Annotated in this window: 19 protein-coding genes, 4 tRNA genes and 1 pseudogene; 17 read left to right on the forward strand and 7 right to left on the reverse strand. The window is 61.6% G+C overall.

The window, feature by feature from the left end; translation table 11 throughout:
• Nucleotides 1-41 precede the first annotated feature (41 nt).
• The 6 genes from P9A17_RS31640 (at nucleotide 42) to P9A17_RS31665 (ending at nucleotide 7,452) form a co-directional block, all read left to right on the forward strand.
• Nucleotides 42-1,511 carry an aldehyde dehydrogenase gene (locus P9A17_RS31640; protein ID WP_278042763.1) on the forward strand — a complete coding sequence of 490 codons (1,470 nt, stop codon included), beginning with the start codon at nucleotides 42-44 and terminating at the stop codon, nucleotides 1,509-1,511.
• Nucleotides 1,508-2,263 carry an SDR family oxidoreductase gene (locus P9A17_RS31645; RefSeq protein WP_278042764.1) on the forward strand — a complete coding sequence of 252 codons (756 nt, stop codon included), beginning with the start codon at nucleotides 1,508-1,510 and terminating at the stop codon, nucleotides 2,261-2,263. Before P9A17_RS31640 ends, P9A17_RS31645 begins: the two co-directional genes overlap by 4 nt.
• Nucleotides 2,260-4,068 carry a fatty acid--CoA ligase family protein gene (locus tag P9A17_RS31650; RefSeq protein ID WP_278042765.1) on the forward strand — a complete coding sequence of 603 codons (1,809 nt, stop codon included), beginning with the start codon at nucleotides 2,260-2,262 and terminating at the stop codon, nucleotides 4,066-4,068. Before P9A17_RS31645 ends, P9A17_RS31650 begins: the two co-directional genes overlap by 4 nt.
• A gap of 66 nt (nucleotides 4,069-4,134) precedes the next feature.
• Entirely contained in the window at nucleotides 4,135-5,415 is a 1,281-nt protein-coding gene (locus tag P9A17_RS31655) for a DUF427 domain-containing protein (protein ID WP_278042766.1), read from the forward strand.
• Between the two features lie 94 nt (nucleotides 5,416-5,509).
• Nucleotides 5,510-6,367: a mycofactocin-coupled SDR family oxidoreductase gene (locus P9A17_RS31660; RefSeq protein WP_278042767.1), complete on the forward strand. Its 858-nt coding sequence runs from the start codon at nucleotides 5,510-5,512 to the stop codon at nucleotides 6,365-6,367.
• Nucleotides 6,367-7,452 (forward strand): CoA transferase, encoded by a 1,086-nt coding sequence (locus P9A17_RS31665; RefSeq protein ID WP_278042783.1) that lies wholly within the window; start codon nucleotides 6,367-6,369, stop codon nucleotides 7,450-7,452. The genes P9A17_RS31660 and P9A17_RS31665 overlap by 1 nt, the downstream gene beginning before the upstream one ends.
• Before the next feature lie 95 nt (nucleotides 7,453-7,547).
• Here the strand turns inward: P9A17_RS31665 and P9A17_RS31670 are convergent, their stop codons facing one another.
• Nucleotides 7,548-8,177 (reverse strand): TetR/AcrR family transcriptional regulator, encoded by a 630-nt coding sequence (locus P9A17_RS31670; protein ID WP_278042768.1) that lies wholly within the window; start codon nucleotides 8,175-8,177, stop codon nucleotides 7,548-7,550.
• Between the two features lie 440 nt (nucleotides 8,178-8,617).
• Between P9A17_RS31670 and P9A17_RS31675 the strand changes: the two are divergent.
• From P9A17_RS31675 to P9A17_RS31695, 5 genes and pseudogenes are all read left to right on the forward strand, one after another.
• Nucleotides 8,618-9,635 (forward strand): annotated as a pseudogene (locus P9A17_RS31675) (site-specific integrase).
• Nucleotides 9,636-10,031: 396 nt separating this feature from the next.
• Entirely contained in the window at nucleotides 10,032-10,637 is a 606-nt protein-coding gene (locus P9A17_RS31680; RefSeq protein WP_278042769.1) for a TetR/AcrR family transcriptional regulator, read from the forward strand.
• Entirely contained in the window at nucleotides 10,634-11,878 is a 1,245-nt protein-coding gene (locus P9A17_RS31685) for a glycosyltransferase (RefSeq protein WP_278042770.1), read from the forward strand. Before P9A17_RS31680 ends, P9A17_RS31685 begins: the two co-directional genes overlap by 4 nt.
• Before the next feature lie 25 nt (nucleotides 11,879-11,903).
• Nucleotides 11,904-12,137 carry a F0F1 ATP synthase subunit C gene (locus P9A17_RS31690; protein ID WP_278042784.1) on the forward strand — a complete coding sequence of 78 codons (234 nt, stop codon included), beginning with the start codon at nucleotides 11,904-11,906 and terminating at the stop codon, nucleotides 12,135-12,137.
• Nucleotides 12,138-12,302: 165 nt separating this feature from the next.
• Nucleotides 12,303-12,656 carry a VOC family protein gene (locus P9A17_RS31695; protein WP_278042771.1) on the forward strand — a complete coding sequence of 118 codons (354 nt, stop codon included), beginning with the start codon at nucleotides 12,303-12,305 and terminating at the stop codon, nucleotides 12,654-12,656.
• A gap of 117 nt (nucleotides 12,657-12,773) precedes the next feature.
• Here the strand turns inward: P9A17_RS31695 and P9A17_RS31700 are convergent.
• Nucleotides 12,774-12,848, reverse strand: a tRNA-Val gene (locus P9A17_RS31700).
• 128 nt (nucleotides 12,849-12,976) lie between these two features.
• Here P9A17_RS31700 and P9A17_RS31705 point away from each other — a divergent pair.
• The 6 genes from P9A17_RS31705 (at nucleotide 12,977) to P9A17_RS31730 (ending at nucleotide 14,848) form a co-directional block, all read left to right on the forward strand.
• On the forward strand, nucleotides 12,977-13,390 hold the full coding sequence (locus tag P9A17_RS31705; RefSeq protein WP_278042772.1) for a DUF6636 domain-containing protein: 414 nt from the start codon (nucleotides 12,977-12,979) through the stop codon (nucleotides 13,388-13,390).
• A 95-nt stretch (nucleotides 13,391-13,485) separates the two neighbouring features.
• Nucleotides 13,486-13,558, forward strand: a tRNA-Gly gene (locus P9A17_RS31710).
• Nucleotides 13,559-13,585: 27 nt separating this feature from the next.
• Nucleotides 13,586-13,659, forward strand: a tRNA-Cys gene (locus tag P9A17_RS31715).
• 11 nt (nucleotides 13,660-13,670) lie between these two features.
• Nucleotides 13,671-13,745: transfer RNA gene (locus tag P9A17_RS31720), tRNA-Val, on the forward strand.
• 162 nt (nucleotides 13,746-13,907) lie between these two features.
• Nucleotides 13,908-14,309 carry a hypothetical protein gene (locus P9A17_RS31725; protein WP_278042773.1) on the forward strand — a complete coding sequence of 134 codons (402 nt, stop codon included), beginning with the start codon at nucleotides 13,908-13,910 and terminating at the stop codon, nucleotides 14,307-14,309.
• A gap of 8 nt (nucleotides 14,310-14,317) precedes the next feature.
• A complete protein-coding gene (locus P9A17_RS31730) occupies nucleotides 14,318-14,848 on the forward strand; it encodes a hypothetical protein (RefSeq protein ID WP_278042774.1) in 531 nt (176 codons plus the stop codon).
• Between the two features lie 242 nt (nucleotides 14,849-15,090).
• Here P9A17_RS31730 and P9A17_RS31735 read toward each other — a convergent pair whose 3' ends face one another.
• From P9A17_RS31735 to P9A17_RS31755, 5 genes are all read right to left on the reverse strand, one after another.
• Nucleotides 15,091-15,429: a hypothetical protein gene (locus P9A17_RS31735; protein WP_278042775.1), complete on the reverse strand. Its 339-nt coding sequence runs from the start codon at nucleotides 15,427-15,429 to the stop codon at nucleotides 15,091-15,093.
• A gap of 362 nt (nucleotides 15,430-15,791) precedes the next feature.
• Entirely contained in the window at nucleotides 15,792-16,655 is an 864-nt protein-coding gene (locus P9A17_RS31740) for a phage major capsid protein (protein ID WP_278042776.1), read from the reverse strand.
• A gap of 115 nt (nucleotides 16,656-16,770) precedes the next feature.
• Nucleotides 16,771-17,241 carry a hypothetical protein gene (locus tag P9A17_RS31745; protein WP_278042777.1) on the reverse strand — a complete coding sequence of 157 codons (471 nt, stop codon included), beginning with the start codon at nucleotides 17,239-17,241 and terminating at the stop codon, nucleotides 16,771-16,773.
• A 21-nt stretch (nucleotides 17,242-17,262) separates the two neighbouring features.
• Nucleotides 17,263-18,648 carry a phage portal protein gene (locus P9A17_RS31750; protein ID WP_278042778.1) on the reverse strand — a complete coding sequence of 462 codons (1,386 nt, stop codon included), beginning with the start codon at nucleotides 18,646-18,648 and terminating at the stop codon, nucleotides 17,263-17,265.
• Between the two features lie 8 nt (nucleotides 18,649-18,656).
• The coding region (locus tag P9A17_RS31755; protein WP_278042779.1) for a terminase TerL endonuclease subunit at nucleotides 18,657-19,613 on the reverse strand (957 nt) is incomplete at its 5' end.

Genomic DNA, 19,613 nt, shown 5'->3' on the forward strand with positions numbered 1-19,613 from the left:
TTCTGTTCAACTGAACAACTTCTGTACTACTGTTCTTCGTTATGACCGAGGTCTGGCGCGAAGAGCGCATGTTGATCGACGGACGACTGGTCGCGTCGTCCAGTGGCGAGACGTACGACAACGTCAATCCCGCGACTGAGCGCGTCATCGGGGTGGCCGCGAACGCAACGGCTGCAGACACGGACGCCGCCATCGCGGCGGCCCGGCGGGCGTTCGACCACACCGATTGGGCGCAGTCCCCGAAGTTCCGTGTGCGCTGCATTCGGCAGTTGCACGAGGCCCTCACCAAGCACGCGGACGATTTTCGGGCGACAACGGTCGCCGAAGTCGGGTGTCCGGTGGCCCTCACCCTCGGACCCCAATTCGACGCACCCGTGGCCGGCGTGCCCTGGGTGGCCGACCTCGCCGAAACATATCAGTGGGAAACCAGCCTCGGACTTGCCGAGCCGTTCGGCATGAAGACGCTTCGCACGGTGCGCCGCGAGCCGGTAGGAGTCGTCGCAGCGATTACACCCTGGAACTACCCCGTCCAGATCAACCTCGCCAAGATGGTGCCTGCATTGGCGGCCGGCAATACCGTGGTGCTCAAACCCGCGCCCGACACACCGTATAGCGCGACGCTGCTGGGCCAGCTGATCGCGGAGCACACCGACATCCCGGCCGGCGTTATGAACATCGTGACATCCGCCGGACACTCTGTGGGACAGCAACTCTGCGAAGATCCGCGCGTCGACATGGTCTCGTTCACCGGATCGACCGCCACCGGCACACGCATCATGATCGCTGCTGCACCCACCGTCAAGAAGGTTTTCCTGGAACTCGGCGGCAAGTCCGCACTCGTCGCTCTCGATGACGCCGACATCGGATCTGTGGTCACCTCTGCGGCGTTCGCCGCCACGACACACGCAGGCCAGGGATGTGCCAACACCACGCGACTCCTCTTGCCCCGCGCGAAGTATCGCGAAGGCGTCGAGGCGCTGGCGGACACGCTGAGAAGCTGGCCGTATGGCGATCCGACCGACTCGTCGGTACTCATGGGTCCGCTCATCCGCGAAGAGCAGCGTCAGCGCGTTCTCGGTTACATCCGAGAAGGTGTCGACGAGGGCGCCACAATTGCGGTGGGCGGCGGCATTCCGGCGCACCTACCGACCGGCTACTTCGTGGAGCCGACTGTTCTGGCGGATGTGGATCCGGATTCCACTGTGGCCCAGGACGAGATCTTTGGACCCGTTCTGGTGGCGATACCGCACGACGGCGACGACCACGCCGTCGAGATCGCCAACAATTCGCGATACGGGTTGTCGGGCGGTGTGGTGAGCGCATCGGACGAGCGAGCGCGTGCCGTCGCAAACCGCATGCGCACCGGTACCGTCAACGTCAACGGCGGCGTGTTTTATGGCGTCGACGTGCCGTTCGGCGGCTATAAGCAGAGCGGTATCGGGCGGGAGATGGGTGTCGCCGGATTCGAGGAGTATTTAGAGATGAAGTCGATCGCCGAGGGGGCGCGGTGACCGACCGGTCCCTCAAGGACAAGCGTGTGGTGGTCGTTGGCGGCTCGGCCGGCATCGGAAGGGCATTCGCCGTCAGGGCTATCGCCGAGGGTGCACACATGGTCGTCGTGGCACGCCGGGAGTTGCCACCCGAGGTGCTTGCCGGCGCGGCGGCGGCAGCATCGATCTCTGCCGACATCCGCATGCCGGCCGACTGCATCCGCATCGGTGAAACGGCCGCCGGCGCGCTCGGTGAGGTCGACCTGCTGGTGATCAGCGCCGGCTACGCGCCGTTGAAGCCCCTTTCGGACGTGGACGCCGACGACTGGCTGAAAGTGCTGGAGACCAATGTCATCGGCGTCCATCAGGTCATCCAGGCGCATCTTCCGGTCCTCGCACCCTCGGCCATCGTGGCTGTACTGTCTTCCGACTCCGTGCGCCATCCGCACCGCGCGCTCGGCGCCTATTCAGCCAGCAAAGCTGCGATGGAGCGCAGCCTGGTGTCGTGGCGGCTGGAGCACCCGGGATACCGGTTCAGTTGCATCGAAGTAGGGGCGACGGTGCCTACGGATTTCATCTCGGATTTTGATCCCGATCTTCTCGGTGTTGTTGCCGGGGAATGGATTTCTCGTGGTCTGGTTCCGGCGACACACATGACGCCCGAGACCGTGGCCGACACCATGGCCGGCATCTTCGCCGGCGCGCTCGACAACCCCAACGTGGGCCTTGACCACGTGACCCTGAAGTCCCCGGCCGCTCCCATGACGCTATGAGCATCTCGCTGCTGTTGGAGATGGCGCAGGGTTCGACGCTGGCGATCAGCGGTGAAGCCGCGTTGGTCTCGGGTGAAACACGCTGGAAGCTCGATGAGCTGAACGTCCTTTCCGACGGTGGCGCCGGCGTCATAGCCGCCTCCGGCGCTCGGCACGTCGTCTACGTCGGCACGGGTGGCGTGATGCTGTCATTGCTGCTGTTCGCCTCAGCCCGGGCCGCAATTCCGGTCGCGCCGCTGAACTACCGCCTGGCCGCCGACGGGTTACAGACGCTGATCGGTCGGCTTCCCGACCCGCTGGTGATCGTCGACGAGGACTACCGCGATGCGGTCGGTCAGGCCGGCTTCGCCAGGATTGGTTCCGCTGAATTTCTCGACGCCGCTGCGACGGCCGATCCCGTCACTGAGTTGGCCGACCCGGACACGGTCGCAGTCGTGCTGTTCACCTCTGGCACAACTTCGGCACCGAAAGCCGTTGAGATCACTCACAGCAACTTGACCAGTTACATCATGGGCACCGTTGAATTCGACTCTGCCGCAACAGGCGACACCGCCCTCGTTTGCGTGCCGCCGTATCACATCGCCGGTGTGTCGGCGGCCCTGTCGAATCTCTACGCCGGCCGCAGGTTGGTCTACCTCACCGCCTTCTCCGCCGCCGAGTGGGTCCGCCTCATCGACGCCGAGGCGGTCACCTCTGCCACCGTGGTGCCTACCATGCTCGACCGTATCGTCACCGCCCTGGAGAACATCGACACCACGCTGCCCACGTTGCGGACCCTGGCCTACGGCGGTTCCAAAGTGCCTCTCCCCCTGGTGCGTAAAGCACTCGAACAACTGCCCGGGGTGGGGTTCGTCAACGCGTACGGGCTGACCGAGACCAGCTCGACGATCGCCGTGTTGGGGCCCGAGGACCACCGTGCCGCGTTGGCCGCCACCGACGAGTCGGCTATCCGGCGGCTCGGCTCGGTCGGCCAGCCGGTCCCCGGCATCGAGGTCGAGATCCGCGCCGAGGACGGCACCGTGGTGGGCCCCGGCGAGACCGGTGAATTGTTCGTCCGCGGAGAGCAGGTGTCCGGGAAGTACACCGACATCGGCTCCGTGCTCGATGAAAACGGGTGGTTCCCCACCAAGGACGTCGCTCACCTCGACGAGGAGGGCTACCTGTTCATCGGCGGCCGTTCCGACGACACGATCATCCGTGGCGGGGAGAACATCGCACCCGCCGAGATCGAGGGCGTCCTCGTCGAGCATCCCCACGTACACGACTGCGCCGTCGTCGGCGCCGATGACCCCGAATGGGGCCAGAAGATCGTCGCCGTCGTCGTCCCCCGACCCGGTACCGACCCCGACATCGAGGAACTGCGAGGGTTCGTTCGATCTAGGTTGCGCGGTTCTCGTACCCCCGACCAGATCATGTTCCGCGACGAACTGCCGACCAACGCGACCGGCAAGGTGCTGCGCCGCGAACTCGTTACCGAATTGAATGTCGTCAAAGGAGTCCGCATGATCAAGAACGGCACCCGACTGCAGAGCCAGGTCTGCGACACCCAGGTGATCGTCGTGCGATCCTCCGACGCGCTTGACGACCTGCAGATTGGCGGCGCGCCCGCCATATCCCTCGACGCCACTCCCGATCCCGAGCTGACCCTTGACGACACGCTGTCCGGCGGCAGCCTAATGGGCAAGCGCTACGTCGACGACGGCGGTGCCGAGGTTCTGGTGACGAAGGCCGGCAAGGGCACGATCAGCGTGGGCTCGACCCCGTTGACACTCAAGGAAGCCAAGCCGCTGCCCGCGAGCGACTAGTAACCACTGGTCCAAAGCAAGTCACCTTGACTCAGCGAAACGGACGTCGACGAGAGGGCATGTGAGATGACGCAACATGTGGAGTCGGCATGGCCGAGGTTTCCCGACTACCGCATCGAGATGGTGCCGTGCGCGCTGACCGGGCAGGTGTGGGCGGGCGAGGTCCTCCTCGCCGAGAGCGATGCGTGCATCATCCTGACCGAAACCGATCACGTCGATCGCCTTTACTTCCCCGAAACTGCAGTCAAATGGGAGCATCTCGCAGAGAGCGACCACATCGCGGTGTGCCCGTTCAAGGGGGTGGCGACCTATTGGAACCTGACGGGAGCCGAATCCAACGGTCATAACGTGGCCTGGTCGTACCGTGAACCGCTCAAGGAGGTCGCGGGCATTGCCGGCTACGTGTCGTTCTACCACGGCGCGGTCCGAGTGGTTCTCGTTGAACAGTGGGAGGACGGGTCGAAAGTACCGTCGGGCTTCCCGCTGTGGGGAGACGCGGCAGAACTGTTGCGCTTGATCGACGTCAAACCGTCAAGCGCGACAGGCTTTGTCGGGCCGGCTCACGGCCCGACGCGACGGGACGTCGTCGAGGGTGGGCAGTTCGCCGCGCAGGCGATCGTCGCTGCAACAAAAGCTCTTTCAGGGCAACGAGTTACGTCAGTATCGACGATCTTCAGTAAAGCGGCATCGTTCACCGCACCGGTTGACCTGGCCGTCGAGGTGCTCCGAAGGGGTCGCACGTTCTCGACGGCCGAGGTGCGTATCAGCCAGCACGACAACCTGCGCTGTGTAGCCCTCTTACTCGCAGACTCGGGCTCGCCGGATGTGATCCGCGACGTCGAAGCGATGCCGGACGTACCGGGGCCCGAGGCGGCGGTGCCGTTCGCCGGATTCTCCATGCCCGGCCGCGAACTGCGCATAGTCGACGGTGCCTACGACCCAGACCCGAACCGCGTCGGGCCACCCGTCATCAACGTCTGGACGCGTTTCCGTTACGACCCCGGGGCGAGCCATCTACACCAAGCGCTGCTGGCGCAGTCGACGACGCACTGGACTATTGCAGCGGGGATGTTGCCACACCGCGGCTTCGGCGAGGCACGTGCGCACCGCACGCTGTCGACCGGCATCATGCAGTCCACCATCGCTTTTCACGATGATGCCGACGTCACCGACTGGCTGCTGTATGCGAATCGCGCCTTTTGGGCCGGCCGCGGCCTCGCTCAAGGTGAAGGCCGAGTCTTTACACGGGATGGACGTCTCGCGGCGTCCTATACGGTGCAGGCCATGATCCGCGAATTCGACCGGGAACCGGAGGCGATGGGCCACGACAGCAGTACAGCAATGTAGAGATCGTCCGAACCAGTCGTGGTGTGTGACAACGTAACACTTTCTGTTCTATTATTCAGCGGTCCTCACGGCCGCTTCTGCGAATGGAGTATGGATGAACCGTCTCAAGGGCAAGGTCGCGCTCGTCACCGGCGCAGCCCGCGGGCAGGGTCGCAGCCACGCGGTGCACCTGGCCGATGAAGGTGCCGATGTGATCGCGATCGACATCTGCGCCGATATCGAGTCGAACGAGTACCCGTTGGCCACGCGCGAGGATCTCGATGAGACGGTCAACCTCATCGAGAAGTCGGGACAACGTGCGTTCTCCGCCGCGGTGGACGTTCGCGACCGATTTTCGCTGAGGGCGACCCTGGACGAGGCGGTCGCACACCTCGGTGGTCTTCATGTGGTTGTCGCCAATGCCGGAATCTGCCCCCAGGGCAACCACATTCCCTTCCGCGGTTTCGTCGACGCCTTCGACGTGGACTTTGTGGGGGTGGTCAATACCATCCACGTGAGCCTCGACCATCTGAACGCCGGCGGCTCGATCATCGCCACCGGCTCCATCGCCGGTCTGATCGACCAGAAGGATCTCGCAACCGGCGGTGGCCCGCAGGGGCCCGGCGGGGCCGGCTACGGCATGGCGAAGAAGATGATTCGTGACTACACCAAGGCCCTTGCGCTGACGATGGCGCCGCACAGCATCCGCGTGAACGCAGTACATCCGACCAATGTCAACACCGACATGCTGCACAATGAGCCGATGTACAAGGTGTTTCGGCCGGATCTGCCGGAGCCGACCAGGGAGGACGCCGAGTTGGTGTTTCCGATCCTGCAGGCCATGCCGACACCCTGGGTCGAGCCGGAGGACATCTCTCACGCGGTGGTGTACCTGGCATCCGATGAGTCTCGGTTCGTCACAGGACAACAACTGTTCGTCGATGCCGGCGCCGGCTTGAAGCTGGGGATGTGATCGAAGCGAGTGCCCGGCCACTCGGTTCGCATCGTCCGTTGGCTGGCGTGCGGGTCATCGAGATCTCAAGCTTTGTGGCGGTACCGCTGGCGGGCATGACGCTGGCACAGCTGGGCGCCGAGGTGATCCGCGTCGATCCTATTGGCGGCGCCGCCGATTATCACCGCTGGCCGGTCACCGAAGCCGGCGAGTCCATCTACTGGGCTGGGCTCAACAACGGAAAGCGCTCAGCTGCCGTGGATATGCGTTCCGCAGCAGGCCAGCAGCTAATACAGCGGCTCATCGTCGACGCAGGTGTGCTGATCACGAATGTGTCACGGCGGGAGTGGCATTCGTACGAAACCTTGTCGGCATTGCGCGCTGATCTGATTCACGTCGAAGTGTCCGTCCGCGCGGACGGCGGTACCGGCGTCGACTACACCGTCAACGCGGCAATTGGCTTCCCCTTGATCACCGGCCCTGCGGACCTCGACGTACCCGTCAATCACGTACTGCCCGTGTGGGATATCTCGTGCGGGATCTACGCAGCACTCGCCGTGACCGCGGCTCTGCGGCACCGCGACCACACCGGCGCGGGCCAACGGTTGAACATCCCGCTGGAGAATGTCGCCCTCGCCACGGCGGTCAATCTGAGCTTCCTGACAGAGGTAATGATCAATGGCACCCCGCGTGAGCGGATCGGCAACGCGATCTTCGGCCAGTACGGCCAGCAGTTCGCCAGTTCCGACGGCGCGGTGTTCATGATGGCCGCGCTCACCAATCTCTTCACCACTTGGTTTTCCATCCACAGCGCAGACGAGGTCGCGACCGCGCTAGCTAGAACGTCAATCCTGTGGGAGCGCTACCGCAGTTTCGCGGAGGTTGTCACCGATCCCAAGGTGACTGAAAACCCGCTGTTCGCGCAACTCGTTCAACCACGCATTGGCGAATACCTTGCACCCGGCCTGCCGCTGGCGATCGACGGCGCGTACCCCGTCGCGGTGGCCGCGCCGGCACTAGGCGACCACACCGCCGACGTGCTGCGCAGCATCGGCGTCGCGGATGACGAGATCAGTGCACTACTCGGAGCCGGGACGGTCGCATAGGCGGTCCGGCTGACCCTGAGCTGCCCAGCGTGGCTCCGAGAATCCGCCGCGGTCTTCGACGTCGCGATGGCGAATGCCGGGTACGCATCGCCGCCTCACTGGCCGCCGAGAGACATGATCGACTTGGTTTGCGGGTGCAGAATCGCCGGACCCAGCCAGTGAGCGATGAATCGTCGCAGTGCCGGGCCCTGACGCGGTGTTTGACCCGGATCGGCCAGGAAAGAGTGCACTGTACGCAGTACCATCTCACTGAGTTCTGCCAACTCGGCGGGGTCGAACCCGTGAAGCGCCCAGTCGACATCCATGCGATCGAAAAGCGCGAGACAGAAGGTAATCGCCGTGTCGGAGGTGAGCGATATGACCGCCCTCGCTCCTTTTCGGGCACATAAGAGCGCTTCCAGCTGCGGATCGCCGATGAGATTTTCTACCGCAAAGGCCACGCTCTCGACGAGAGCAGTTACGGGATCGGTCTGACCGACAACGCGATGAACGACCTGATCGATGAGGCCGTTGACCGCCCGCATCGTGCTGGCCACGAGCAGAGCGTCGGCGTTTGGGAAGTAGTGATACACGGTCTGGCGGGTGACACCGAGCCTGCGCGCGACGTCGGCCAGGCGCAGTACCGGTCCGTGCGTGACAATCACATCGTCTACTGCGTCTAAAATCCGGTCGATCGCCGCCTCGTCGGATTCGGGGGTTGCACCCGCCCACCCGCGACTACGCACCCCACACCAGCCGTTCGCGGTCGACGTTGATAAGAGTCTGGCCGAGGGGGTCGCTCCAGCGGGGACTTCGACGCCGCGCGAGGACGGCCCTCTCAAGATCGCAGTGGACCGTCCCGTTGGTTGTCACGGCACTAAAGCCGACCCCTCGCATGCACACCTGACCAGCTTATGACCAGATGTCCTGAGGGACAGTCGCATTGACCACCCATCGCGTCGACTCGTGTCTCAGCGTTCGGGTCACGTCGAACGCAAACTGCCAGTTCGAAATGGGTGGAGCTAAGGGGGATTCGAACCCCGACGCATTCCTCGCTATTCACTGTGTCGTTGAGTGAGGCGGCGCAGGACTCGATGCCTGCACGGAGTGCGAACCGGCGCGGCAACCGTTCGAGTTTCATTGAGGTCACTATGCAAATTTCATTGATCGCTCTACGCTTTCGTTCATGGCAAAGCCGCCCCTTTCGATGAGACCGACCGGCTGGTTTCAGATCGCCTGGTCCGATGTGGTCGGCGTCGGTGACATTCACGCTATGAAGTATCTCGGCAAGGAATCGGTGGCCAACGTCTACAAATCCTGGCTCGCCGCCCGCGTCGATCTGAGCCCCAAAGTCCGACGCGGCTACCAGGACAACTGGCGGTCGCGCACTGAGCCACAATTCGGCAGCTGGTATGTCGCCCGCATCGATCATCACTCGATCCAATCGTGGGTCGACGAGATGAGCACATCCGGTCTGAGCCCCCGGACTGTCAGATGATTCACTCCGTCTTGAAGATGACCCTCGACTACGCCATCGACGGCGGTCAACTGCTGTCACGGAATCCTGCCTCTCGCACCAAGTCCCGCCACTGCGACAGACCACGCACACCTACCTCACGACATCTGAAGTCGCCGCTCTTGCCGAGGCGTGCGGCTCTCAAGGCGAAGTCGTCATGCTCCTTGCCTACACCGGGCTTCGCTTCGGAGAGCTTGTCGGTCTGAGAGTCGAGGATGTCGACCTCCGAGCGCGCAGGATCCGCGTGCGTCCTTCGATCACCCAAGTCGGCGGCAAACTCGTCGAGGGCAATCCGAAGAGTGCCGCCGGTCGCAGATCAATTCCGATACCTCAGCTGCTTCTTCCGATCCTTCGTGAGCGCGTCGCCGGCCGCAGCCCCGGCGCGCCTGCCGTCATGTCGCGAAACGGGTCGTTGCTGGGTCTGGAGAATTGGAAGCGGTCGACGAAATGGCGTTCTGTTATCCACGACATCGGGAAGCCTGCGATGCGCGTGCACGATCTGCGCCATACGTATGCCTCGCTCGCTCGTCGTGCCGGTGCTGATCTTCGGATGTTGCAGAAGACGATGGGTCACGCGTCGATCACTGTGACGGCCCACATTTACGCCGATCTCTATGACGACGAACTCGACGTTGTCGCTTCAGCTTTGGATGCTCTCGACGACCGGCCTGCGGATAAGCAGCTGTAGACCAATGGCTGACGCCCGCGAGGACGATCTACCCGAAGCTATCGCTGAGAGCCTCGCTCGCACCAACTACGGCGAGATTCTCCGGCCGCGGGGAATTACCACGGTCGGACTCGACGAGTAGGCCCGAATGATTGCGGTTCGGCCCGATGGCACGTCCGAGTTGCTCTTCCCGGAAAAAGTACAGCGTCGGCGCGACACACCAGAAGACGATCGCTGAGCCCGTCTGATTCCACCGACAGATAAGCCCGCGCTTTGAACAGCGACCGGGGCGCGTACTTCGCCTGAGCTCGGCGTGAAAGACGAATTCCAACCCCGTGGTTGGCAAGCATCTGCTCGGGCCTACCGCTTATTGATCAATTGATCTAATATCAGTTCGTGCGATCTGATCCGAAGAAGGTGACCTTCACGCAGTCGGCGCGACGTGCGCAGATTGTGACGACGGCGATTGAGGTGATCGCAGAAATCGGCTGGGCCCAAACCTCGATTCGCAAGATCGCAGACCGGGTCGGGGTGGCGATGAGCGCCGTGCTCTACCACTTCGGGACGAAGGACAACCTGGTCGACGCAGTCATCGAGCAGATGTATCGTTCGGCACTCGCAGCGGTCGCGCCGGCATTGCGCGCCGAGGACACGTCGGCGGGAAAGCTGACCGCCTACATCAGAGCTAACATCGCCTATTTCGACGAGCACCGGACACAGTTGGCGGCACTGGCGCAACTGAGCGCGGGCTTTCAACCCAGCGACGGTCGCCGCTTTGATCAACTGGGGATGACCGACGATCTTAGAGACCAACTCGCCGACTTGGATCCAACGTCGATTCTTCTTGCAGGACAACGTGACAAGGAATTCGGAGACTTTCCCGTGGAGTCGATGTCGGTCGCGCTAAGGGGTGCCGTCAACGCCGTCGTGGATAAGATCCTGCGCGAGCCGGACTTCGATGCCCCCGCCTACAGCGAAGACCTCGTCACCATCATCAACCGCGCCGTGGCGGTACAACGATGAGCCGGGTCGTCATCATCGCCGTCGGCAGTCGCGGCGACGTGGCTCCGCTGACCGGTGTCGGTGTCGCGTTGCAACAGGCCGGCCACACCGTGAGCCTCGCTGCCTACACCCCATTCGCCGACATGATCACCGGCTGCGGCTTGGCTTTTCGCGAATTACCAGCCGAGTTGCAGCTTGCCGCCGACGGCGCCGAGGTCCAGCCCATGAAGGGGTTGGCAGCGTTCGCCTCCCCCGCCGGAATGCGGGCGCTCGGGCAGGACATTCTCGCCGCGGTCGCAGACGAACCCGCCGACATCGTGCTGTTGTCTCCGTTCGCCGAAATGGCCGGCCATCCGTGGGCAGAATCGAAAGCCATTCCCTCCCTCGGTGTTCGACTCCAGCCTTTGTCAGCCACGGCACTGCATCCGCCCGCCATCATCGGCGCAGGGTCAGCAGGGGCCGTCGCCAACCGTGCTGCAGCACAGGTGGTTTCATGGCTGGTCGATCGTACGTACGGACGCGTTGTGAGTGACTTCCGCCGCGAACTCGGCCTGCCTCGCACATCGACCCGCGCCCTACGCCGCCAGCGGACCGCAGCGAATTGGCCCATCCTGCATGGCTACTCGCCTCTGGTCGCTCCCCGGCCGCCAGACTGGCGCCCCGGCCTGGACGTCACCGGATACTGGTGGCCCGCAGCCTCGGCCGGCTGGACCCCGCCCGCCGAACTGACCCGCTTTCTCTCCGAAGGCCCGGCCCCGGTGTTCGTGGGCTTCGGCAGCATGATGACCACCCCAGCCCGCGCCGAACAACTCTCCGGCATCATCGCGCAAGCAGCCAAGAAGGCAGGTGTTCGCACCCTCATTCAGGCTGGCTGGACCAAGCTGCACTCCGACGACGACACCGTGATGACCATCGGTGACACCCCACATGACTGGCTGTTCCCCCGAGTGTCGGCCGTCGCCCATCACTGCGGCGCAGGAACCACCGCGGCAGGACTGCGCGCCGGCGTTCCGACCATCGCCCTACCCGCCTACGGCGATGGCCCGTTCTGGGCTGCCCGCATCACCGCACTCGGCGTCGCCGCAGCCACCATCAACCAGCGCCGTCTCACCGCGGATCGCCTCGCCGCCGCCATGAGCGCCGCGGTCACAGACCAACGACTGCGCGACAACGCTCGTCGGCTCAGGGCAGACATCAGCGCTGAAGACGGCGTGGCCCACGCCGTGGCCGCAGTCGAGTCCCTGCTACACCAATCGACATAGGAGGTTCATCGTGGCCGCTGATCCCATCGTGGGCGATGCACTCTTGGCGGGAGCCATCATTCTGGCTGGCGGCGCCATCGGCGCAGGCATCGGAGACGGCATGGCCGGATCTCAGTTCATCGCCGGCGTGGCCCGCCAACCCGAAGCCCAATCACGGCTCTTCACACCATTTCTCATCACGGTCGGCCTCGTCGAAGCCATCTACTTCATCAACATCGCCTTCATGGCTCTTTTCGTCTTCGCCACACCCGGCACGTAGCGCATCGTCGGCCCCGACTGACACGGAAGCTCAACAGCGCGCTCTGCCTGCCGTTCGGCCCATTACGAGGCTATTTGGTTGCTGGGCGACAAACAGTGTGGAGGCCGGTGCCTGACATTCCCGAAACTGATCGACGAGGCCACACAGATCAGGTCGAATCCAAGGATGCGAACTCGATGGAGCGGGCTCACCATCGACTGCGTCGACCCGGCCAGGCTTGCAGCGTTCTGGGGAGCGATGCTTAGTCGCGACGTCGAGCCCGGTCTGCCGGGGTGGAAGCATCTGGCTTCGCGGCATGACTACGAACCACGAATCAACTTCCAGCCCGTTCCAGAACCGCGGAGCGCAAAGGTCCGCATCCATCTCGATGTCACCGTTGACGACATCAGCGCGGCGATCGAGCGCGTGCTTGAACTCGGTGGACGGGAGACCGGTGAGCGGCACGAGTACCCGGAAGGCATCGTCGTCGTGCTCGGTGACCCTGAGGGCAACGAGTTCTGCATCGTTCGGTACCACTGAGCGGCCGCCTGGCCCCATCGTCAGCTTTGGCCCCATTCTGGCCCCATCGCGGGGCAACGACGGCTTCTAAAATGCCCTACCGGAGCGAGGAATTGGTCTCTGACCTGCGATTTTTTGTGGTGGTCCCGGCTGGGTTCGAACCAGCGACCTTCCGCGTGTGAGGCGGACGCTCTCCCACTGAGCTACGAGACCGGGGCATTCGACGAATCGAACGAGGCAGAAGACTAACACGCGCCGGTGCTGACCCAGGAATCCGGGCGGTCGCTCAGACTCCCGATTCGACCCGCGCTTCGTGCACTCCGCAAAGTATCGTCGCACGCATGAGGCGCTGGGTATTCGCCGCCGCGGCAGCGGCATCCGTCGCGGCGCCACTCGCCCCGACCGCATCAGCCGACCTCGTCGGGTTCACGTCGCCGAGCGGCAACATCGGCTGCATCCTGGCCGACGACTTGGTTCGGTGTGACATCGCTGAGCGCGCCTGGACACCTCCCCCACGACCCGCCGACTGCCCTGACTTCACCGACTACGGGCAGGGCATCACCCTGAGCCCGACCGGCCCTGCGTCGTTCGTGTGCGCCGGAGACACCACCCTCGGCAGCGGTCCGGCATTGGAGTTCGGGCAGTTCCAAGCCGGCGGCGGCATGAGCTGCAACAGCGAGCCTTCCGGCATCAGCTGCTCGAACTCCGAGGGCCACGGCTTCGCCATTTCGAGGGAGGCCTACCAGCTGTTTTGACCCGCGGCGCGCCGCGCGAGCAAGGGATTTGTGTCTGCCTAGCTGCGTGGACTATCGTCGTGCATCGCGACGGGCGACGAACTCGCACGTGGCGCGCGGATGTAGCGCAGTTGGTAGCGCATCACCTTGCCAAGGTGAGGGTCGCGGGTTCGAATCCCGTCATCCGCTCGAGGATGCAGTGGCATCAACCCCAGCGGTGGAGTGGCCGAGTGGTGAGGCAACGGCCTGCAAAGCCGTGCACACGGGTTCGATTCCCGTCTCCACCTCCAAGGATGTACCCGCGCGATTAGCTCAGCGGGAGAGCGCTTCCCTGACACGGAAGAGGTCACTGGTTCAATCCCAGTATCGCGCACCAAGATTCACGCAGTTCAGAGCTTATATCTAGACCGCCTAAGCAGATGACATGCAACTAACATGCAACAGCGTGTCGAGTGATCGTGTGAACCGAAAACTCATAGCGGCTTGAATTACATCCCTGTAATATTGGCAGTCTCCGCCACTGAAACAGGGGTACCTGATGAGCCAGCCTGCTCCGCTCTACGTCGCCGCCGTCGAGCTGCCATCGGAATGCGTCTACTCCAACCGTTGGTTCAACGGCGGAGGGCAGCCGAGCGACACGTACCCCATCCGGGTGGGATTCTCGCGGTCGGTAAACGACTTTGAAATTGTCCTGTTGGGTAGGTACGGCTACCAAGTGCTGCTGGACGTTCCGTATGCACGCGGCTGGGCATTGAAGACCTCCAGCATCGACGCGGTGGCGTCAAACATTCAGAGGTGGGACCGCGAACTAGCGGACGCAGCCCAGCAAGCGCATAAGGCAGCCCAGCACGCTCAGGCCAAGACCGAGCACGAGCTATCCCTAGTCAGCCAGATTAACGAGCAGTTGAAGCAGAGTGTGCCGGATCGCTACAAGCCATAGAGGGACCTGTGCTGGACACAAACTGGAAAGACCAGTACAAGCGGATGCAGCGCGCGTTCGACCTTCTAAAGCAGGCTGCCGACGAGACGAGCACGCCACACATTGATCCCCGCGACGTTCTCACCGACTTCTGTGCTGAAGTGCTCAGCCTCATGTACTGGGTTCAAAAATCGACCGGTACCGCTGACCCTCGCGGGTTGGTCTTCAAGAATCGCCAGAGTGCGGACTGGTCTGTCGCGATTGCTATCTGTGCGGACATTGCCAACGGCGCGAAGCATCACGGAAACACGCAGACAAGCGCAGTCACGGCGGAGAAGTCCGGATGGGCCGACATAAAAGAGCAGCGAATCCGAAAGAAGATGGCTCAAACCTGGGGAACTCAGCGCACTGTGCCGGGGTATAGCACCGTCGCGTGGACTCTTGAAGCTGACGGGATCGAATACGATGCACTTACGGTTGCGACCCAGGCCGTTGACGACTGGGATACATGGTTGGCCGCGAACGGTTTCAGGATTCCGCCGCCGCCCGTGACATGGTGAAGCCCCCGCAAGCCGTATGAAACTCACGAGGGCTGTGCACCGTCTCTGTCGGGTGCAACCAGGCGGATAACCGGCACCTGGAAACCTGTAGAAAACAGAAATCCCCCCGTCGTTGCCCGAAGAGCTGGTTTTAGGACTCTCCGATATGTGGGCAAGAGGACGAGGGGGACTGCGCGCGGAAAGGAATGGACCGCACTTCGAACGCGCTGGAAAAGGCAACAAACCAGCGGTCGCAAATTCTTTCAGGCTGACGTAGCGATCACGTCAACCCAGTAATACTCGGGCAGTGTTCCAGTCAGGGTGTTCGGGAAGTCCCACTGCCTCAGCGATGTCACTTTCCACCACGAGCCGTCCACCTGGGACAGGGACACCGGCAACTGAGACGGCATCACCGACCCATACACAACCTCTAAACGGTCGTCCTGCTGAACGATGATGTTGGACGCTTGGCGGCGTGGGATACCGAACTGACCCTCCGTGGACACAACGCCGGGGAAATTTGTTCCCATTGGCTGCGCTGATTCGCCGCCGAGCACGACACCTTCAAGCTGCCCCAAGAGGATGCGGCTATCGGCTTTCATGCCGTAGAAACCTTTTTCGGTAGCCCTATGGACGTTAACGATCACTTCGCACGCTCACGAAAGTTATTGAGAACAAACAGTTCTGGGATTGACCAGCCGGAGAACGACCCCCGAAAAGATACCGATTCAGGACCGCGAGACTCCGCCATATCAATACCGCGAGGGTTCGCTACCAACCTGCACGCCGCCGACACGATGACGCCAGAAATCTCTTCACACGGGATGCCGTTCACAAATCCTCTGCCCCTAGTGTAGGAGCGTGCCATCAGAGTGACGTTGTGCAGGGCGGCTAACCCATGCGCTTCAGGCACAGGACGATTAAGCAGATTCGACAGCTCTGCCACCGTTGGAGCCGCCACGAATCACGCCGCCGTCAACAGAGTTACAGCCTTAGGCTGCAACAAACCAACGTCAAAACGAGCCGTCACACGGATACCTACGGTGTCGTAGTCACCGAACGTCTGATCAAGAATCGTCACCGAAGGGTTCTCATCCCTCGCAACGACAACCTTGCTGAAGTCCACCAATGCCACACGAGCCTTACCGGAAACGTTCGGAATATTATCGGTAATAATCACCGGCAGACCGAACAAAACAAAACTCACACCGTTCTGAATGGTTGACGGCTCAATAACATACCTGCGGTCACCAGTGCCAACCTTCACCTTACGAATGGCAGCAAAAGCAGCAGGAGTCATCACCCAATGCGTAGGACGAACCTTATTACCCTGCGCAACCGCTAAACCATCAATCAAAGAATCCGGCTCAGCCAAATCTAGAACACCAGTCTGAATCCCGGTGGCGCGCAGAATGCCTTTAATGGTGTCCGAAGCTCCAGTGCCGTCCCACAGCGCGGCGTCCAACACGTTGCTCACATCAGTCACCAGACGGGTGCTAACTACCTGGTCCAACGCTCCAACGGTGTGGGTAGCCTGACGGATCAACTCAGCGCTGAGCTTGGTAAGAGACTTGATTCCCTTCAAAGAGCTTGGTAGCAACTGAATTTCGTCAAAGCTGACATTAGAGTCGCTGATCTGAGCGCCAGCCGCGACGAACCCGGCAGAAGCACCCGAAGCGATACGCGGCACACGAAGCGGGCCAGCAGTATCAATAATCTGAGGACCAGCGCTCAGGAAGGTGGATTCCTGCTCAAGGGGCTGAACCAACAGGTTCGCGACCTCGGCGGCGGTCAATGTGGGCTGTGTAGCCGCAGTCTGAATAGCCATAACAAAACAACTTTCGATAAAAGAAACAGAGACACCGAAAGCGCACGGCTACGGGAACGGGACAAGCCCACAAAATGGAATACGAAAGGCAAGCTCTCTACAATTAATTATACTCTCAAACGGACTGTTGCAGACGCCCTAGAAGCGAAAACTTCTCTTCGCGCTTACCTTTAAGACCCTGCCCCACATCACCCGTCACTTTACGAGCTGCGTAATGCGGACGCTTCACCAACAAATCATCAATAGCAGCATTCAGCGCGTCGTCGTCGTCCAACAGCTCAGCGTTGTATTCCAGCTCATCAGCGGATGCCAGCTTGCCGGTAGCGGTCACTCTGGCTGTGAACAGGGCGCGGCTCAGTTCATCCACGCGTGCTTCTGCGTCACGGGCGCGGGTGCGGTACTTCCCGTTCTTCTCACGAAGTTCTTTCACGACATGCGCCGGGAAGGTTTCTGCGTCGTCGGCATCATCTTCGGTCACATCTACGTCGTCGTCCGTGGCGTCCCGCTCATCGGTCGTCACTTCATCAGTCGCATCTTCAACAGTCATCATTTCTTCCAATAGGTCAAAAGCAAGGCTGTACGCCACGCACAGCCACGAAAACAGCAATCAGCTAGGGATCAACGCGGGGTTTAGTTTCTGATCCTTCACGCGCACACCGTTGTCACTGGCGAACCCCAACGCAGCCGCGCGCTGAGCGTCGTGAGCTTTCACTGATATGAACTCGTCGTCCAGCAGTAGTTCAAGCTCTCGCTCAATCTCATCATCCGCGAACCCTAAACGCTTCAAAGCCGTTGTCCTAGAGACAATTCCAGCAGCGTGCAGCTTAACCGTGGCGTCTGCGGACTGCGCTTCTGAACGGGTATCGGCGGGACTCCACTTAATCCTTGCCGTCACCCCATCAGCGTCAACACCGTCACGGATACTCACCAGACTTTGGGCTACCGATTCCCACCCAACCCCGTACTGGCGTTGCCTAGCTTCAGCACGAGCAACCAATGCAGCTTCAGCGGCTCTAAGAGCGTCTGCGCTCGTGACTGAATCTTGAAGCAAACCCACGTAATGCGCCGGAAGCCCGGAAACCATCATTGCCTGCGAAATCAACACCCGGATACCCGACTCAAACTGCTTCAAATCCGCTGAAGGTATTGCACCGAAACGACTTTCAGGATTCTCGCTTGTCATCATCTCGTTCTCATCAGGGAACGGATTCGTAGCCACAGTCACCGGCTCACCCGTCACCGGATCCGTTACAGCAGCACCCTGATCATCAACGACCGGCGTTTGAACCAACTCGATCCCCGTGGCGAAACGACGCGGACGACCCGCGTACTCAGAAGCAACCATCATGTCCAACAGCAACTTATTGATCGCATCCTGAATGGTCAGCAGATCGTCAATAACCGACGCTTCATCCTCATGCCCGATGGCGTGAACAGGGACGCGACCCAAATCGTGGGGAACCGTCTCCACCAGCTCATAGCCCGCATTCCCGGCAGATGGAGTCTTCGCGCTCCAATGCTCCACACGATCCGGGTAATACACCCAAGCTTCGGTGGTCTTCGCGGTGCGGACACGCTTCACAGCCTTCGTAACATCCCTGGTGACCGGATCACGGAACACACACACTTCACGCGGGCTTTCCACAGTGGCGCGAGGCTTACCCCGCGAGTCCGTCCAACACAGCACAAAGCCAACCCCGTACAGCAGAGCATCCTTATGCACCTGCGCGGCAAGCTGATCCAAGTTCGAATACTCAAACAGCCCCCACGCATCACTGCCGTCCACACCGGAAGGACGCAATCTCTCCGCTAGCGACACCACAGCAGTACGGCACAGGTTCGAAGACAGCTGATCGAAGTTACGTAGAGCCAACTTCGCAGACGGGCTCAGGAAGCTCAGCGGGCTGGCACCCTGGTAGTAGCGCTCCAACAAGCCGTATCGGTACTGGCGGCTGTCCAACAACTGAAGAAGCTCAATTAGGTCATCGGTCATATTTCATCTCATCTTTGATATCGGAACGAAGCAGCGCGGAAACGCTTCTTACGGTGAGTCGCCAACCAATACGCACGGCTGTAACCCATAACGGCAGTGATCGCGGCATCAATACGACCCGCATGACGACTACGGGACTGCTTAACCAACCGACCGCCGCGAGAATCCTCAGTCAGCACCGCGTTCCCCAGATGCTCAGCCATCACCGGATGACCCGAATGAGACACCTGACCATTACGGCACGCCGTCAGAAACTCAGCAGTCGCAGCGCTCATCCGTGACACCGTCTGAGGGAACTTCACCACCGGCAACCCTTCGGACTCCAGAACGGCTAGGGAACGCTGCCAGCGGTAATCATCAGCGGCAATCTCTTTCACGATCCAACGGCGGCACGCATCCCTAATCGCCTGCTCCACTTCCAGAATCGGAACTTTCCACTCCGTATCCGAGTAGTTGGGACGCGCCCACACCTGCACTACATCAAGATGCGGCTGAGTCGAAACCGTCGCGACTGTCAGCACCGTCGCATCAGTGCCCGAATAACTCCCGTCGAAAGACAGAACAACCTCGGCACCATCAGGCACGCCCTGACCCGTCGATAGGTCAGCCCATAAGCCACCAGGCAGGATCGGGTCTGCGTTACCGGTTACCCATTGCACCAAACGTGTTCTGCGGAAGTGACTTTCGCTCATCTTCGGCGGCTGCAAGGCTGTCAACGCATCCCTGTGCAAGAAATCGTCCAACGCGGGATTTGCCAACGTCCAGCAATGCTCACAATCTGTGCCGTGATCCTCAAACCCCGAAGCGGAGAACTCCCGATACACCTGCGATGTGTCCTCAGGATGTTCGCTGGCATGCTGCCGGAACTGCGCCAACACGTTGTCAGGGTTCGGTCCCGGAGTGCCGATCAGCAACACCAAGCTCTCAGGACGCTTACCGCTCGCCAACGCGACGACCTCATACAC

This window comes from Mycobacterium sp. 236(2023), from assembly GCF_029623955.1.
Classification (GTDB): domain Bacteria; phylum Actinomycetota; class Actinomycetes; order Mycobacteriales; family Mycobacteriaceae; genus Mycobacterium.